This is a genomic window from Actinophytocola sp. NPDC049390, assembly GCF_044466355.1.
Taxonomy (GTDB): Bacteria; Actinomycetota; Actinomycetes; order Mycobacteriales; family Pseudonocardiaceae; genus Actinophytocola.
Genome location: NZ_JBITMQ010000006.1, coordinates 423,000 through 438,913, shown reverse-complemented (window position 1 = coordinate 438,913; position 15,914 = coordinate 423,000). Strand labels below are relative to the sequence as shown.

Sequence of the window (15,914 nt, the reverse complement as noted above, 5' to 3'; positions counted from 1 at the left end):
GTCAGGACTCAACGTCCAGGAACACCGAGTGCTCACCAACCGGGCGGCTACCGACCAAGAGTGTGCCGGACGGCTCACTCTCAGAACTGATTAGGGAACACCGATGTCCTCTGCGAACACGTCGTCCGGGCCGCGAGCCGGTCGCAGGGAATGGCTGGGACTGGGCCTGCTGGTACTTCCCTCCCTGCTCCTGTTCATGATGCTGACGATCCTGTTCCTGGCCATTCCGCACATCGCCAGGGACGTCAACCCGAGCAGCACCGAACTGCTGTGGATCCTCGACATCTACGGCTTCACCATGGCCGGCTTCCTCGTCGCCATGGGCACGCTGGCCGACAAGATCGGCCGCAGGCGCCTGCTGATCATCGGTGCCGCGGTGTTCGGGGTCGTGTCGATCCTGGCCGCGTTCACCGACGACCCCACGCTGATGATCCTGTGGCGCGCGGTCCTCGGTGTGGCCGCCGCGACGCAGATGCCGTCCACGCTCGGCCTGATCTTCTCCATGTTCCACAACGCGAAGCAGCGCGGCCTCGCGATCGGCGTGTGGGCCGCCAGCATCTCCGCGGGCGTCACGCTCGGCCCGATCGTGTCCGCCGTCCTGCTCGAGGCGTTCTCCTGGCGGGCGACGTTCCTGGTCGCGGTGCCGATCATGGCGATCGTGGTGATCGGCGCGCCGCTGGTGCTGCCCGCGCACACCGACTCCTGGGGCAGCAAGCTCGACCTGCTGTCCGTCGGCCTGCTGCTGGCCTCGCTCCTGCCGTTCATCTACGGCGTCAAGACCCTCGCCAAGGACGACTCGCTCGGCATCGCGCTCGGCACGATCGCCGCGGGTGTCGCGTTCGGGGCCTGGTTCGTGGTGCGCCAACTGCGGATCGACGCACCACTGCTCGACGTGCGGCTGTTCGCCAACCGCACGGTGTCCGGCGCGCTCGGCGTGTTCGTCCTCGCCGCGGCGGGCATGGGTGGCGTGTACCTGATGTTCACCCAGTACCTCCAGCTGGTCGCGGCCCTGACCCCGCTGCAGACCGCCATGGCCATCCTGCCCGCCGCCGTGCTGCTGGTCGGTGTGTCGCTGGTGTCGCCGATCCTGGCCCGCCGGGTCAGCCCGGGGATCATCATCGGCGCCGGTCTCGCCATCCAGGTGATCGGCTACCTGATGCTGACGCAGGTCGAGAGCACGGCCGGGCTGCCACTCCTGATCGCGGGCTTCATCGTGCTGTACCCGGCGGTGAACCCGGCCATGGCGCTCACGACCGACCTGATCGTCGGCGCGGTGCCGCCGGAGAAGGCCGGCGCGGCCTCCGGTCTCTCGACCACGGCGAACGACCTCGGCATCTCGCTGGGCATCGCCCTGATCGGCAGCATCGGCGTCGCCGTGTACCGCGGCGAGATCGCCGACACCCTGCCGGGTGACCTGCCCGCCGAGGCGGCGGGCGCGGCGCGGGACAGCATCGACGGCGCGGTGCACGCGGCGAGCGGGCTGTCCCCGGACGTGGCCACGACGGTGCTGGAGCCGGCGCGTGCGGCGTTCACGAGCGGGCTCAACCTGGGCGCGCTGGTCGCCGCGATCATCGCCGCCGTGGGCGCCGCCCTGGCGTTCGCCCGGCTGCGCCAGGTGCCCCCCACCGGGGCGCCCTCTGCCGCCGAGGAGACGGCCGAGGAGCAGGCTCCCGAGAAGGAAGTCGAGACAGCGTAAGGAATCCGGCCGGGTGGTCCAGCGATGGGCCACCCGGCCTTCTCGTTCGACCGGCACGCGGAGGTCTGCTGTGGAGAGTTTCGGCGGGGAGCTGTTCGGTGGCCGGTTCCGCCCGGACCTGCTCGACCCGGTACCCGGCCCGTTCCCCGGACTCGACGCGGACAGCGAGGCGTTCCTCGCGCGACTGCGCGACTTCTGCACCGGCAAGGTCGACGGCGCGCTGATCGAACGCGACGGCCGGATCCCCGACGAGGTGATCGCCGGGCTGAAGGACATCGGCGCGTTCCGCATCAAGATCCCGCGGGAGTACGGCGGTCTCGGCCTGCCGGGGCTCTGTTATCTGCGCGCGCTGCAGGTCGTGAACACGACGCACTCCGCGCTCGGCGAGCTGCTGGCCGCACACCAGGCGATCGGCCTGCCGCAGCCCGTCCTCCTGTTCGGCACCGACGAGCAGAAGCGGGAGTTCCTGCCCCGGTGCGCGCGGGAGATCTCCGCGTTCACGCTGACCGAACCCGACATCGGCAACGACCCGTTCCGCATGCGCACCACGGCCGTGCCCGGCCCGGCCGGGTCGTACACGCTGAACGGGGTGAAGTCGTGGGTCACCAACGGGGTGCTCGCGGACCTGATCGTCGTCATGGCGATGGTGCCGGAGGCGGGCATGACCGCGTTCGTCGTCGAGGCCCGCTCCCCCGGAGTGACGGTCGAGCACCGCGGTGAGTTCCTCGGTCTGCGCGGACTGGAGAACGGGGTGGTGCGGCTGCACGACGTGGTCGTGCCCGCGAGCCACCGGATCGGGGACGAGGGCAAGGGCCTGGAGGTGGCGCTCGCCGCGCAGGACACCGGCAGGCTGTCGCTCCCCTCGGTGTGCGCGGCGGCGGCCAAGTGGAGCCTGAAGATCGCACGCGAGTGGTCGCGGGTGCGGGTCCAGTGGGACCGCCCCATCGGCGAACACGAAGCGGTGGCCGCGAAGATCTCGTTCATCGCCGCGACCGCGTTCGCACTGGAGGCGATCGTCGAGATCACGGGCAGGCACGCCGACAACGGCGCCAACACGCACATGGAAGCCGAGCTGGCGAAGCTGTTCGCGTCGGAGAAGGCGTGGCAGGTGGCCGACGAGCTGCTGCAGATCCGCGGCGGCCGCGGCTTCGAGACCGCGGCGTCGGCCGCCGCCCGCGGCGAGCGCGGCGTCCCGGTGGAGCAACTGCTCCGCGACCTGCGCGTCGGCCGCATCTTCGACGGTTCCACCGAGGCACTGCGCGGCTTCATCGCGGCGGAGGCCCTCGAGGTCCCGGAGTCCGCGGTGGCACCGGCGGAACCGGCGGCGCTGGACGACTTCGGCCCGCTGGCGGCACACCTGCGGTTCGTGGAGCGCACCTGCCGCAACGTCGCCCAGCACGTCGCCCACGGTCGCTCCCGCTGGGCCGACGACCTCCCGCAGCGCCAACTGTTCCTTGGCCGCCTGGTGGACATCACGGCCGAGCTGTACGCGATGAGCGTGAGCTGCGTGTACGCGAAGACCCGCGCGGAGACGGCCGTGGCACTGGCGGACGCGTTCTGCCACCAGTCCCGGCTGCGCGTAGCCGAACTGTTCGGCCGCCTGTGGGCCAACACCGACGACCACGACCGCGCACTGAGCACGGGCGTGCTCGCGGACCGGTACAGGTGGCTGGAGGAAGGAATCCTGGACCCGTCGATCGAGGGCCCGTGGATCGCGGACCCACCCCCGGGCCCGTCCCAGCACGAGAACCTGCACCGCCGGGTAGCGTGAACGAGTTCACCACCAGGCGCCGGTCGTGCCGCCCTTGCGTGCGCCGGCCGCGCGGGTGCGGGGGTTGTGCGTGGCGTCGGTGAGGTTCGCGCCGGTGAAGTCGGCGTGGCCCATGTCGGTGCCCTCGAAGTTCGCGCCGACGAAGGTCGAACCGGAGAACTCGGTGCTGCCCAGCTTGGCGTAGCCAAGATAGGCGCCGGTGAAGTCGGCGTCGTCGGCCCAGACGAAGCCCGCGGTCATGTCCGCCGCGAACAGGTACACCCCGGACAGCGTGGCCCTCGACAGGGACGTCAGCCCGAACCGTGCCTCGGCGAAGTTCGCGCCGGTCAGGTCCGAGCCGATCATCGACATGCGGCTCACGTCGCCGCGCACCGCCCGCACCTTCCGCAGGCAGAGGTTCCGCAGGTCGATCACCTGGGACCTGGGATCGCTGGACACGTCACGGCGGGCCAGCACGGCGAACGCGGCCGCGACGTCCGCCCGGGTCTCCCCACACGGCTTGCCCGGCGCCCTCGGGCTGGTGGAACGCAGGAACGCGGACAGGACCTCGACCATCGTGGCCTGGTCGCGCGCGGAGTCGACCGCGATCCGCTCCAGTGCGTAGATGCCACCGAGACGCCGGTGCATGTTCGACGACCCCTCGGCGCTCAACTGGTCGATGGCGCGGGTGAACCGATCGGTGATCTGGCCCTCGCGTGCCACGTCGATCTGGTCGCGGGTCGCCTCGAGGGAGATCGCGGTGAACACCAGTGCGCCGACGGCGGTGACCGTGGTGACCATCCCGCCGATCCGCGACCAGCGGCCCTCCCCGGTGAGCGGGGTGGGCGACGAACGGGTTCGTGACCACAGCACACCCGCGACGACCAGCGCGGCGAGCGCCACCAGCGCGGGCCACCACCGGCCGACGACGGTCCACGACGGCACCATCCCGAGCCGGACCAGCTGCCACCCGGTCGCCGCGACCGCCAGCGCGACGAGCGCCCACACGGCCGCCCGACGCCGCCAGGCGTGCCGGAGACGTCGTTCCCGTGCCGTCAGCGCGGCGCGGAGAAGGGGCTCGTCCACACCCTGTAGTCGCTTCGGGACGGTCCGGCGTAACGCGACCGGCCGGCCGGGACACGTCCCCGACCGGCCGGCCTTTCAGCGAGGTCTACACCGGATTGGCCTTGATGATCGACAACGGCCCGGCCGCCTTCAGCGCCACCGACTCCACCGCGAACCCGGCCTCCGCGAGCAGAGCCCGGAAGTGGCTCTCCGTCCGCTCCCGCCCACCGGAGTTCACCAACATGTTCATGTCGGTGTAGAACGGAATCGGCTCCCCGGGCGCCGCGGTCTCCGGCAACACCGACCCCACGATCAACAACGTGGCGTCCGCCGGAACGTGCGCACGAACCGTCCGCAGGATCGCCTTGGCGGGCGAGTCATCCCAGTCCTGGAACACACTCTTGATGATGTACAGGTCACCCCCGTCGGGCACGGACGAGAAGAAGTCCCCGGCCACCACCTCGGTGCGGTCGGCGAGGCCCGCGGCGGCCAGCACGTCAGCGGCCTGCGCCACACCGGCAGGACTGTCGAAAACCACCCCGGACGGCCCCGGGTTGGCACGCAGAATCGCCGACACCAGCGTCCCGTCCCCGCCCCCGATGTCGACGACCTTGCGCACACCCGAGAAGTCGTAGGCAGCCGCGATGTGCCCCGCCGCGATCCGCGACTCCTGGCTCATGGCCACGTTGAACAGCTCGGACAGCGCCGGCAGGTCGGCGAGGTACGCGTAGATGTTCTTGCCGAACACGTGGTCCCACGCGGACTCACCGGTCCGCACGGCGTGGGCGAGCCCCTGCCACGCGCTGAAGTGCGACTCGTGCGTGAACATCCTGGTGAACGCGTACAGCGAGTCCGGCGAGTCGGACCGCAGCAGGTCGCCGACCTCGGTCAGGCCGAACGTGCCCGGCGACGGCTCGGTGGTGAGTCCGACCGCGGCGAGCAGGCGCAGCAGCCGCCGCAGCGACGGCTCGTGCGTGCCGGTCGCCTCGGCGAGCGCCGCGCTGGTGTCCACACCGGAGTGGATGAGGTCGGCGAGCTTCAGCTCCGCGGCGAGGCCGAGCGCGTGCGCGTGCATGTAGCCGCCGATCTTCTCGATCAGCGCGGCACGCAGCCGCATCTTCTCCGCTGAGCTGACAGGTACCGTGCTGGTCATGGTGGAGCACCTTCCACTAGGAATCGTCAGGGAACCAACCGGTGCCGAACCCACACGTTGGGTTCGACGTGGACAGCGCGGTCGTGCTCCACGCTGACCTCGACCGGGTTCAGCGCACCCGGCACTGCCACCGGACCGCTGGTGTCGAACGGAAGACCGGTCCAGTCACGCCACTGGGCGAGGCTGCCGGAGATCGTCATCGAGACCGGGCACACCCCGAGGATCTGCCCGCCCTCCCGCACGTGCACACGCAACCGCGGGTCCTCTGGCAGACCGTCCTCGCGTGTGCGTGCCGCGTACGCCGTCATGGCCACGTGCGGATCCAGGTGTTTCCCGGCCGCACCGGCACCACCACGTCACCGAACCCGTGCCTGCGCGCGTTGTCGGCGACCGCGGCGAGTGTGCGGCCGGACAGGTGCCGCGACCGCTGCCCGGCACCACCGCGACTTCCAGCGCGCACAGCGTGTTCAGCGGTCGGCCGTCGTAGGTGTCCATCATGGACGTCCGGAGCGCCTCGTCCCAGCCGGTGTCGGGCAGCGACGCCGGGTCACCGTCCCAGTGGCACGGCACGGTCGCCGCCCGCGCGACCACCTCGTCGCCGTCCAGCACCACGAGCTGGTGCGCGGCGTGGCGGTCGAACGCCCAGCCGATCACCATCGGGTCGGGCCGGATGTTGGCGGGCCACGTCGACTCCATGCCGAGCACGGCGTCGGTGAGGTCCGGCCGTTCGGCGAGGGTGGCGACCCGAAGCGTCTCGACGGTGGTCATGCCGCCAGCTCCCGCGCGGGCAACGGCTCCGCGGGCATCGCGGTCGCGGCGTCCCGGTGTTCGGCCAGCAGCGTCAGGTAGTCGGCCCTGGACACCGGCACCGCGCCGAGCAGGCGGGCGTGGTCGCCGTCGCGCTGTACGTCGACCGCGACGCCGCCGCTCTCCGCGACCCGCCGCACGAGGCACGCGATCGCCACCTTCGACGCGCCGCTCGCGAGCGTGAACTGCGAGTCGGCGGAGAACACGCCGCCGATGCGCACGCCGAACGTGCCACCGACCAGCTCGTCGCCGTCCCACACCTCCACGCTGTGTGCGTGCCCGGCCTCGTGCAGCTTCTCCAGGCCCGCGACCAGCCGGTCGGTGAGCCACTTCGGTTCGCGGCCGACGCGGCACTGCCGCACCACCCGGCCGAAGCAGGCGTCCACCGTGGTGGTCCACTCCACCTTGTTCCGCAGCTGCTTGCGCAGGCTGCGCTGGAGGCGGATCTCGTCGACGAGGATCACCGGCCGCGGGTCGGGCGAGCACCACGCGACCGCGTACGGGTCGGCGCTCTCGCCCAGCACGGGCACCCGGCCCTCGTAGCCGATCTCGCTGATGATCTTCTGTTCCTCGGTGTCGGCGGGGAACGGGTAGAGCCCGTGCCGGTATGCCTCGAGGAGGGTCTCCGGGCTGAGGTCGTCGTGGAAGGCGACCGGGCCGTCGGCGGGCGCGCCGGTGAGGTCGAGCGCCTGCCACGGGGTCGCGGTGCGAAGGTTGGCGTCCATCACGCGGCTCGCAGGAAGTCGATGTCGGTCAGGTAGTCGAGATAGCTGTCGAGCATGGCGGCGTCGACCGGCGGGATGACGATGCCGCTGCCCGCCAGCGCGTTCTCCACGTTCGTGCGGCTGAACACCGGGAACGTGTCCTCCAGGTACATCTCCGCGACGCTCATCTCGCCGGTGGCGCAGCGGTCGATGAACAGCGGCGCGAACGGGGTCATCGGGTGCTCGGGGTGTTCCACGGCAAGCTTCACCAGCTCGTCGAGCCACTCCTGCCACGACACCTCGCGGATCTCGTGGCCCCGCGCCCGCATCCTGGCCACCAGGTCGGCGATGTTGACCTTGCCGGGGTTGGTGAGGTGGTAGACGTCCCCGCGCGGCAGCGTCGTCGCCGCGATGTGGGCGACCGCGGCGGCGAACACGTCGACCGGCGTGTAGTCCAGCGGCAGCTCCGCGACCGGCGCGGTGCCGGAGTCCACGACGAACTTCTTCATCGCGCACATCTCGGTCGCCGTGTTCCACGCCCCGGTCACCCGGTCGCCGGAGATGTCGGCGGCGCGGTAGATCGCCACCGGCAGCCCCTGCTCGGCCGCCTTGAGCAGCAACGCCTCGGCGACCCACTTGCTCTCCACGTACCCGACCGACAGGTGGTCGGCGTGGGCGAGCGGGGTGTCCTCGTCGACGTGCCGCACGCCCGCGGTGCCGAAGCCCGCGACCACGGCCATCGTGGACGTGTAGTGGACCGGGGTGTTGCGGTACCGGGCGGCCATGCGGATGATCTCGCGGGTGCCCTCGACGTTCGCGGGGCGCATGTGCGAGTACGGGTAGATGAAGTTTACGAGCCCGCCGGGGTGGTGGATCACGTCGACGGTGCGGGCCAGCCGGTCGAAGTCCTCGTCGGACAGTCCGAGGCCGGGCTTGGCGAGGTCACCCGGGAGGGCCACGACGCGGCCCGCCAGGCGGTGCGCGGCGAGGTCGTCCTTGTAGTAATGGGTGGCGGCGGACTGCAGGCGCGCCATCGCGGTGTCCGCGTCGTCGGCACGCACGAGGCAGTGCACCACCGCGTCCGTGGTGGTCAGCAGCTCGCGCAGCAGGTAGGTGCCGAGGAAGCCGGTGGCCCCGGTGAGGAGGACGTGCTTGGGGTCCTGCCAGTCCGGGGTGTCCGGTGCGACGGCGCTGATCGGGACGTCCAGCTCGGACTCGGCGGCGAAGTCCACGCGCTTGCGGGTGTCGTCGCCGGGCAGCGTGCCCGCCCTGGCGGCCTGCACGGCGTGCGCGAAGGAGCGCAGCGACGCGTCCTCGAGCAGCAGCCGGATCAGCGGGCGCACCTGCGTGATCATCACGCCGAACGTGCCACGTACCTTGGCGAGCAGTTCGGCGGCGAGGATCGAGTTGCCGCCGAGCGCGAAGAAGTTGTCTCCCGGGCCGACCTTGTCGCGTTCCAGCACCTGGCACCACAGCCGTGCGACGCCGCGTTCGAAGAGGTTGACGACAGTGGCGTCGTCGGTGTCGTCCCCGCCGGACGCCGCCGCCGTCTCCGGGACGGGCAGGGCGGTGAGGTCGACCTTGCCGTTGGTCTTCAACGGCAGCTCGGGCAGCGCCACGAACGCCGACGGCACCAGGTAGTGCGGCAGGAACCGGCCGGCGAACTCCTTCAGGTCCCCGGCGTCCAGCGTGGCGCCGGGCGGCACCGTGTAGTACGCGGCGAGCCTGCGCTGGCCGTTCTGCTCGTAGTCGGTCACCGCGACGCCGTCGACCAGCTCGTGCGCGGCGAGCGCCGCCTCGACCTCGCCGGGTTCGACGCGGAAGCCGCGGATCTTCAGCTGCCGGTCGATGCGGCCGACGACCTCGAGGTTCCCCTCCGGCGTCCACGCACCGAGGTCGCCCGTGCGGTACAGGCGGCCGTCCCCGAACGGGTTGTCGACGTACCGGTCGCGGGCGCGGACGTCCGCGTTCAGGTACCGCGCGACACCACGGCCACCGATGCAGATCTCGCCGCGCTCCCCCGGCGGCACCGGCCGCAGGGACTCGTCCAGGACGTGCACGGTGGTGCCCGGCAGCGGCGGCCCGACCGGGGCGGCGCCGCGGGCCCGGAGGATGTCGGCGGTCAGGTCCACGACACACGAGGTGATCGTGGTCTCGGTGAGGCCGTAGGCGTTGACGAGCCGCACGCCGGGCATCAGCTCCAGCGCGGTGCGGCAGTCCTCGGCGCGCACCGCCTCACCGCCCACGATGGACAGACGCAGCGGCAGGTCGGCCGGGCGGGCGGCGAACTCGGTGAGGAACCGCCGCCAGTACGCGGGCGTGAGATCCATGACCGTGACGCCGTGGCGGCGCAGCCGGTCCGGCAGCTCGCTCGGCGCCCACGCCATGTCCGGCAGCACGAGCGTGGCGCCGGCGGTCAGGGTCACCATGATCTGCTCGATGGAGGTGTCGAACGACAGCGCGCCGAACTGCAGCACGTTGTCGTCCGGCGTGATCCCGTAGTACGCCACGAGCTCGGCGATGACGTAGGCGAGGGATCCGTGGTCGACCACCACGCCCTTGGGGGTGCCGGTCGAGCCGGACGTGTAGATGACGTACGCGGGGTCCACATCGGACACGTGCACGTCCGGCGCGAACGGCGGGAAGCCACCAGCGGCACCGGCCTCCGCGCTGACCGCGAGGTCGGCGAACGCGGTGACGCGGTGCGCGTCCTTCGCCTGGGTGATGACGGTGCCGCAGCCGGTCTGCTCGGCGAACCCGCGGAGTCTGCCTTCCGGCGCCCCGGGTTCGACCGGTAAGTAGACCCCGCCCGCGGCGAGGATGCCGAGCACGGCGACGATCGTGTCGATGGACCGTTCCATGTGGACCATCACGACCGAGCCGGGCCCGGTTCCGTTGTGGCGCAGGTAGTGCGCGAGCTGACCGGCGCGCTCGGCCAGCTCCGCGTAGGTGATCCGCTGGTCGCCGGACACGACCGCGATGCCGTCCGGGCGCTCTGCGGCGCGCGCTGCGAACAGTTCATGGACATACGGCTGCCGACGGATGTTCATGTGACCCCTTTGGTACGAATCCATGTGGCGCACTATGAGGTTTTCATGTCGGCCATGAAATGACCTTGACTCTTCCCCTCACGCCGCCTGCGCGTGGAGCCAGTCCGTGAACGCGTCCAGATCGGGTAGTACGACGGTGGCGAACGCACGGACCACGAAGTCGTCCGTCTCACCCGTGATCACGACGACGGTGGCCCCACCCCGGTGTGCGGCCTGGATCTCGGCCACCGCGTCGGCGGCGCTGTCGGAGTCCGGCAGCCAGGCGACGCACACGTCGCTGGCACCGGCGAGCCCGGTCAGGCGGTGGAACTCGGCGGGCACCTGCGTCTCCGTGCGCAGCCACGAGTCGACCGGGTCGTGCACGACCGCACGCGGGTTGCGCGCCAGGATAGCCCCGGCGAGCCGCCTGCGTGGTTCGGCGGCCGCCGCACGCACACCGCGGCGGACCCCTTGTGTCAGGCCGACTAGGTAGTAGGAACGCTGCGAGCGTCCGGGCGCACCCGCACGCATCCGCAACCGATAGTCCGCGAAATCCATGACACTCACGCCGCTGCCCTCACTTCCTCGCGCACGGTGTAGTCGTAGAACCCACGCCCCGTCTTCTTGCCGAGCAGACCGGCCGACACCATGCGCGCCAGCAGCGGCGGCGGCGAGTAGTGCGGTTCGCGGTACTCGTTGTAGAGCGACTCGCTGATCGCCTGGACGATGTCCAGTCCGATGAGGTCACTCAGCCCGAACGGGCCCATCGGGTGGGCGCAGCCGAGCTTCATCGCCTTGTCGATGTCCGCCATGGACGCGATACCCGACTCGTAGACCCGTATCGCGGACAGCAGGTACGGGATCAGCAGCGCGTTCACCACGAAACCGGACCGGTCCTTGGTGCGCACGACCTGCTTGCCGAGCACGTCGGTCACGAACGTCTCCGCGGTCGCGACCGTGCTCTCCTCGGTGAGCACCGAGCCGACCAGCTCCACGAGCGGTAACACGGTGACCGGGTTGAAGAAGTGCGTGCCGACCACCTTGCCGGGCCGGTCGGTGACGCGTCCCAGCTGGATGATCGGGAACGACGAGGTGTTGGAGCCGAGGATCGCGTCGTCGTCGGCGACGACCTTGTCGAGCGTGGCGAACACGTCCAGCTTGACCGACTCCTGCTCGGGCCCGGCCTCGATGACGAACTGCCGGTCGGCGAAGTCGGTGAGATCGGCGGTGAACGACACGCGCGCGAGTGCCGCGTCACGGTCGTCCTCGGTGATCTTTCCCTTGCGCAGCTGCCGGTCCAGCGAACCGGCCACCTTGCTCCTGCCGTCGGCCTCCCGGCCCGGCCGCGACACCGCGACCAGCACGTCGAGCCCGGCGCGGGCGCACACCTCGGCGAGCCCGGCGCCCATGACGCCGCATCCCACGATGCCGACGCGTCGAATCCTGTTCATGGTGAGATCACTTCCCTGCGGGGGCGGCCCAGCGGAGCAGGCTCGCGCCCATGGACATCCCGCCGCCGAAACCGAGCAGCAGGACCAGGTCGCCGTCGGCCAGCAGGCCGGCGCGGTTGGCCTCGTCGAGCGTCACCGGTACCGACGCGCTGCCGACGTTGCCGTACTTCTCGACGGTGCGGTGGGTGCTCGCACCGGTCAGCCCGCACCGCTCGACGAGTTGGCCGAGCAGCTTGCCGTTCGCCTGGTGGGGCACGACGTGGTCGACGTCGGCCGCGGTCACCCCGGCGCGAGCGAGCAGTTTGTCCACGAACGGCGGCACCTCGTGCAGGACGATGTCGGTGACGTCCCTGCCCTTCATCCGGAAGAAGTGCCCGCCGTCGGCGAGGGTCTTCACCGACGCGGGGCGCCTGCTGCCGCCCGCGTCGACCCAGATCACATCGTGCCGGTCACCCCGGCTCGCCAGGTCGAACTCGGCGAGCCCGCGGTCGTCGGCGACGCCGCCGACGACCGCGGCGCCCGCGCCGTCACCGAACAGCACCGCGGTGCGCCGGTCGTCGAAGTCGAGGATGCGTGAGTACAGGTCGGCGGCGACGACGAGCGCGTGCGCCCCCGGCCGGGCCGCGACCAGGCTCTGCGCCAGCACCAGCCCATGCACGAAGCCCGCGCAGACGGCGTTGACGTCGAAGCAGCCGGCGCCGTACGCGCCGATGCGGTCCTGCACGAGGCAGGACGTCGGTGGTTGCGGGTGGTCACCGGTCGACGTCGACACGATGAGGTAGTCGATCCGGTCGACCGAGAGGCCGGCCTGTTCGAGTGCGCGGGCCGCGGCCACGACCGCGAGGTCCGAGGTCGCTTCGGCGGCGGCGGCGAAGCGACGGGCGTGGATGTCGGTCTTGCCTGCGATCTGCTCGGCGGTGGTGCCGGGCACCCGCTGCGCGAGCTCGGCGTTGGTCACCACCCATTCCGGCAGGTACGACCCAGTCCCGATGATTCCGATGGACACCGATCCTCCCGGCTTGTTTTCCCCGTCAGATGGTGCATCGCCACCAGCACCGTGAGCAATGCGAACCATTGGCGGTGCACGGCAATTGGCCGGGAGAATTACCGGTCGATTCCGGGATTTGTTACCGAGCTGTGGAACTCACGCCGCCGGCGGCACCGCGATGTCCTCAGTGGACCACCGCGCCGGGTCCGGGCCGAGCGCGGTCAGCGCCGCCACCTGCGGACGGCACCACGGCGCCACCCGCAGGTCCCCCGCGCCCACCGCGTACACGAAGTCCGCCCACGTCACCCACTCGAAGTCGCCGACCTCGGCGGGGTCGGGCCGGGGCGGCTCGTCGGTGACGACGCGGTACACCGGGCACGTGCCGGTCGAGGGGTGCTGGAACCGCGGTAGCACCAGCTCGGCGACGGCGGCGGTGAAGCCCAGCTCGTCGCGCAGTGCCCGCGCCACGGCGTCCGAAATGGAGTCACCCGGACCGGGGTGGCCGTGACATGAGTTGCTCCACACCCCGGCCCAGGTGCGCTTTGCCTGGCCGCGCATCGTCAGCAGCAGCCGCGCGTCGCTCGTGAAGACGTAGCAGGAGAAGGCCGTGCCCTGCTCGTGTGACTGTCCCATGTGGCTCCCCTGCCTTTCGTGGTGGGAGGTTGTTCGGACGGTGGCGCACGCCGTGCTCACGCGTAGGCGGGGACCTGGATCGACGCGTCGTGCTCCAGGATCATGTGCTGCAGCGCCTGCAGCTCGGGCCCCGGCTCGATGCCGAGCCCGTCGACGAGCGCGGCCCTGGTCCTGCGGTAGACGTTGAGGGCGTCGACCTGGCGGCCGGAGCGGTACAGGGCGAGCATGAACTGGATGCACAGCCGCTCGCGCAGTGGTTCGGCCGCGGTCAGCACCTCCAGCTCGGGGGTGATCTCCCGGTGCCTGCCGCACTGCAGCTCGGCGTCGAAGCAGTCCTCGAGCGCGGTGAGCCGCTCGTCCTCGATGGCGGAGAGCTCCGACCACATGGTGCCGGACTCCACGAGGTCGGCGAGCGCGCGACCGCGCCACAGCGTCAGCGCGTCGCGGAACAGGGTGGTGGCACGGTCGGGCGCGCCGGCCGCGACAGCGTCACGTCCACTGTGGACGAGACGGCGGAACTGGTGCATGTCGACATCGCCCGGGTCCACGCGCAACTGGTAGCCGGGCGCGTGCGTGAGCAGCTGCGCCGAGCAGTCCGGGCCCGCCGCGGCGAGCATGCGCCGGATCGCGGACACCGCGTTCTGCACCATCTTCCGCGCGGTCGACGGCGGCTGGCAGTCCCAGAGCGCGTTGAGCATCCTGCTGTTCGGCACCACCTGGTTGGCGTGCAGGAGGAGATAGCCGAGCACCGCACGCTGTTTGACCCCGCCGAGATCGATCCGCCGTGCCCCGTCACTGACTTCCAATGACCCCAGTAAGTGAAACTTCATGGCTATTCACTCCGACCACTTCGCCCTGGTATAGCGGATTCGGAATTCATGGTCACACGGCGGGTCACTGGCAGGGAACCCGTTCACCGGATACGTGAAGAACCCACACCCGGCCGGTGAGCACATCAGGACAAAGTCAGGAACCACCGCACTGGCCGTGGGTAAGCGCGCGGTCGCACAATTCTGGACGACATCGGTAAATCACGCCAATCGACCGGGAAGCCGGCAGGAGGACCAACCATGGCCACACCGATCGCGCGGGCCAAGAAGCAGCAGCCCGGCGGCCTGGACCCGGCGTTCCTGCAGGAATGGGCGGACCGCAACCTAGCGGCGTGGGACGCGCTGGACGCCGAGGCCGTTGCCGACACGTGCACCGACGACATCGTGTGGACCGACCCGAGCGTGCCGTGGCCGATCCGCGGCCGCAAGGAACTGATCAAGCTGGTCAACGCGTTCGCGACGTCGTACCCGGACCTGAAGATCACCAGGGTCAGCGACCCGATCCCCTCGCCGACCGAGCCGCTCGCCATCGCCCGGTACACGATGACCGGCACGCTGACCAAGTTCTGGCCGTTCACCAACATGGCACCGACCGGGCAGAAGATGTCGGTCCGCGTGGTGGACGAGTGGGTCTTCCGCGACGGCCTGCTCGCGAGCAACACCACCATCTACGACTGCCTGCACACCGCGCGCCAGCTCGGCATCGTGCCGCCGCCGGACACGCTGCAGTCGAAGATCATGAGCAAGGTGCAGCACCTGCGTGCGCGCAGCCTGCGCGCGAAGGCCGCGTGCCCCGCGTGCGGTTACCACAAGAACCACACCCACTGACGGGGGCCATCATGAAACTGCTCGGCCGTACCGTCCTGGTCACCGGGGCGTCCAGTGGCATCGGCGAGGCCGTGGCTCGGGCCGCGCACGCGCGTGGTGCCACGGTGTTGCTGGTGGCCCGGGGTGAGACCAAGCTCAAGGCGCTGTCGGAGGAGCTGGGGATCCGGGCGCACTACTACACGTGCGACGTGGGTTCCGAGTCGGCCGTCTCCGAGCTGGCCGCCGCTGTGCAGGCCGATGGGCACTCCGTCGATGTGCTGGTCAACAGTGCCGGGTCCGGGCGTTGGGTGTCGATCGAGGACGCTCCGCCGTCGGAGTTGGTCGACATGGCCAAGGTGCCTTACCTGGCTGCTTTGCTGACCACGCGGGCGTTCGTGCCGGGGATGTTGTCCCGGCGTGCCGGGTGGATCGTGACCGTCAACTCCGGGGTGTCCCGGGCTGTGTGGCCTGGGGCTGTCGGGTATGCCAGTGCTCGGTGGGCTCTGCGTGGGTTGGACCTGGCGTTGAAGAGTGATCTGCGGGGTTCCGGTGTCGGTGCAACCGAGGTTGTGCTGGGGACTGTGAGCAGCTCGTACTTCGCGAACAATCCTGGGTCTGAGGACAAGTTGCCGAAGATCGCTCGGATTGTGCCTACTGTGTCGCCTTCGCAGGTGGCCGAGGGGATCTGTCGTGCGGTTGAGCGGCGTCGTGGGACGTTGATCATGCCTTGGCAGATGAAGTTCGTGTCCACGTCGAGTCAGCACTTTCCTCGGATGAACCACTTCATGTTGTGGCTGACCGGCGCACGCCGGAAGGGCGCCCTGCTCAAGCGGTGATGACCGGGCGCGGGGGGCCTCCTCATTCTTTGGGGAGGCCCCTTTTGGTGTGCTGTCCTCGCCGGACGGGCTGATCTCGGGGAGGGGGCCTCACGATTCGGGCGTGTTGAGATTTGGCATGGATGGGTGCTGCCCTCCGGGGGGTCCTCGCCGGACGGGCAAGTC

14 protein-coding genes are annotated in these 15,914 nt (G+C 70.4%); 4 read left to right on the top strand and 10 right to left on the bottom strand.

What is annotated here, in order from left to right:
- The first annotated feature begins 103 nt into the window (after positions 1-103).
- Together ACIBVP_RS20370 and ACIBVP_RS20365 are read left to right on the top strand one after the other, a co-directional pair.
- Positions 104-1,696, top strand: a complete 1,593-nt coding sequence (locus tag ACIBVP_RS20370) for an MFS transporter (protein ID WP_396107730.1) — start codon at positions 104-106, stop codon at positions 1,694-1,696.
- Positions 1,697-1,766: 70 nt separating this feature from the next.
- Positions 1,767-3,467, top strand: coding sequence for an acyl-CoA dehydrogenase family protein (locus ACIBVP_RS20365; RefSeq protein ID WP_396107729.1), 1,701 nt, complete (start codon positions 1,767-1,769; stop codon positions 3,465-3,467).
- 6 nt (positions 3,468-3,473) lie between these two features.
- On the opposite strand, the gene ACIBVP_RS20360 is transcribed toward ACIBVP_RS20365, so the two are convergent.
- From ACIBVP_RS20360 to ACIBVP_RS20315, 10 genes are all read right to left on the bottom strand, one after another.
- On the bottom strand, positions 3,474-4,532 hold the full coding sequence (locus tag ACIBVP_RS20360) for a pentapeptide repeat-containing protein (protein ID WP_396107728.1): 1,059 nt from the start codon (positions 4,530-4,532) through the stop codon (positions 3,474-3,476).
- A gap of 85 nt (positions 4,533-4,617) precedes the next feature.
- The gene (locus ACIBVP_RS20355; protein ID WP_396107727.1) at positions 4,618-5,664 is read right to left on the bottom strand and encodes a methyltransferase; all 1,047 of its coding nucleotides are present in this window, start codon (positions 5,662-5,664) and stop codon (positions 4,618-4,620) included.
- Between the two features lie 165 nt (positions 5,665-5,829).
- A complete protein-coding gene (locus tag ACIBVP_RS20350; protein ID WP_396107726.1) occupies positions 5,830-6,432 on the bottom strand; it encodes a hypothetical protein in 603 nt (200 codons plus the stop codon).
- Positions 6,429-7,196 (bottom strand): leucyl/phenylalanyl-tRNA--protein transferase, encoded by a 768-nt coding sequence (locus tag ACIBVP_RS20345; protein ID WP_396107725.1) that lies wholly within the window; start codon positions 7,194-7,196, stop codon positions 6,429-6,431. Before ACIBVP_RS20345 ends, ACIBVP_RS20350 begins: the two co-directional genes overlap by 4 nt.
- Positions 7,196-10,225 (bottom strand): amino acid adenylation domain-containing protein, encoded by a 3,030-nt coding sequence (locus ACIBVP_RS20340; RefSeq protein WP_396107724.1) that lies wholly within the window; start codon positions 10,223-10,225, stop codon positions 7,196-7,198. Before ACIBVP_RS20340 ends, ACIBVP_RS20345 begins: the two co-directional genes overlap by 1 nt.
- Positions 10,226-10,303: 78 nt before the next feature.
- A complete protein-coding gene (locus tag ACIBVP_RS20335; protein WP_396107723.1) occupies positions 10,304-10,771 on the bottom strand; it encodes a hypothetical protein in 468 nt (155 codons plus the stop codon).
- Positions 10,768-11,655, bottom strand: coding sequence for a 3-hydroxybutyryl-CoA dehydrogenase (locus ACIBVP_RS20330; RefSeq protein ID WP_396107722.1), 888 nt, complete (start codon positions 11,653-11,655; stop codon positions 10,768-10,770). Before ACIBVP_RS20330 ends, ACIBVP_RS20335 begins: the two co-directional genes overlap by 4 nt.
- A 7-nt stretch (positions 11,656-11,662) precedes the next feature.
- A complete protein-coding gene (locus ACIBVP_RS20325) occupies positions 11,663-12,661 on the bottom strand; it encodes a ketoacyl-ACP synthase III (RefSeq protein WP_396107721.1) in 999 nt (332 codons plus the stop codon).
- A 138-nt stretch (positions 12,662-12,799) separates the two neighbouring features.
- Entirely contained in the window at positions 12,800-13,276 is a 477-nt protein-coding gene (locus ACIBVP_RS20320; protein WP_396107720.1) for an NUDIX domain-containing protein, read from the bottom strand.
- Positions 13,277-13,332: 56 nt separating this feature from the next.
- On the bottom strand, positions 13,333-14,082 hold the full coding sequence (locus tag ACIBVP_RS20315; protein WP_396107719.1) for a BTAD domain-containing putative transcriptional regulator: 750 nt from the start codon (positions 14,080-14,082) through the stop codon (positions 13,333-13,335).
- Positions 14,083-14,346: 264 nt separating this feature from the next.
- Here ACIBVP_RS20315 and ACIBVP_RS20310 point away from each other — a divergent pair, with 264 nt between their 5' ends.
- Together ACIBVP_RS20310 and ACIBVP_RS20305 are read left to right on the top strand one after the other, a co-directional pair.
- Positions 14,347-14,934: an ester cyclase gene (locus ACIBVP_RS20310; protein ID WP_396107718.1), complete on the top strand. Its 588-nt coding sequence runs from the start codon at positions 14,347-14,349 to the stop codon at positions 14,932-14,934.
- A gap of 11 nt (positions 14,935-14,945) precedes the next feature.
- Positions 14,946-15,749, top strand: a complete 804-nt coding sequence (locus tag ACIBVP_RS20305; RefSeq protein ID WP_396107717.1) for an SDR family NAD(P)-dependent oxidoreductase — start codon at positions 14,946-14,948, stop codon at positions 15,747-15,749.
- The last annotated feature ends 165 nt before the right edge of the window (positions 15,750-15,914 follow it).

What these genes read in the sequence shown, in the direction of transcription:
- ACIBVP_RS20370 (WP_396107730.1), top strand. Translation starts at nt 104, where the DNA reads ATGTCCTCTGCGAACACGTCGTCCGGGCCGCGAGCCGGTCGCAGGGAA.
- ACIBVP_RS20305 (WP_396107717.1), top strand. Translation starts at nt 14,946, where the DNA reads ATGAAACTGCTCGGCCGTACCGTCCTGGTCACCGGGGCGTCCAGTGGC.
- ACIBVP_RS20340 (WP_396107724.1), bottom strand. Translation starts at nt 10,225, where the DNA reads ATGAACATCCGTCGGCAGCCGTATGTCCATGAACTGTTCGCAGCGCGC.
- ACIBVP_RS20310 (WP_396107718.1), top strand. Translation starts at nt 14,347, where the DNA reads ATGGCCACACCGATCGCGCGGGCCAAGAAGCAGCAGCCCGGCGGCCTG.
- ACIBVP_RS20355 (WP_396107727.1), bottom strand. Translation starts at nt 5,664, where the DNA reads ATGACCAGCACGGTACCTGTCAGCTCAGCGGAGAAGATGCGGCTGCGT.
- ACIBVP_RS20345 (WP_396107725.1), bottom strand. Translation starts at nt 7,196, where the DNA reads ATGGACGCCAACCTTCGCACCGCGACCCCGTGGCAGGCGCTCGACCTC.
- ACIBVP_RS20330 (WP_396107722.1), bottom strand. Translation starts at nt 11,655, where the DNA reads ATGAACAGGATTCGACGCGTCGGCATCGTGGGATGCGGCGTCATGGGC.
- ACIBVP_RS20350 (WP_396107726.1), bottom strand. Translation starts at nt 6,432, where the DNA reads ATGACCACCGTCGAGACGCTTCGGGTCGCCACCCTCGCCGAACGGCCG.
- ACIBVP_RS20320 (WP_396107720.1), bottom strand. Translation starts at nt 13,276, where the DNA reads ATGGGACAGTCACACGAGCAGGGCACGGCCTTCTCCTGCTACGTCTTC.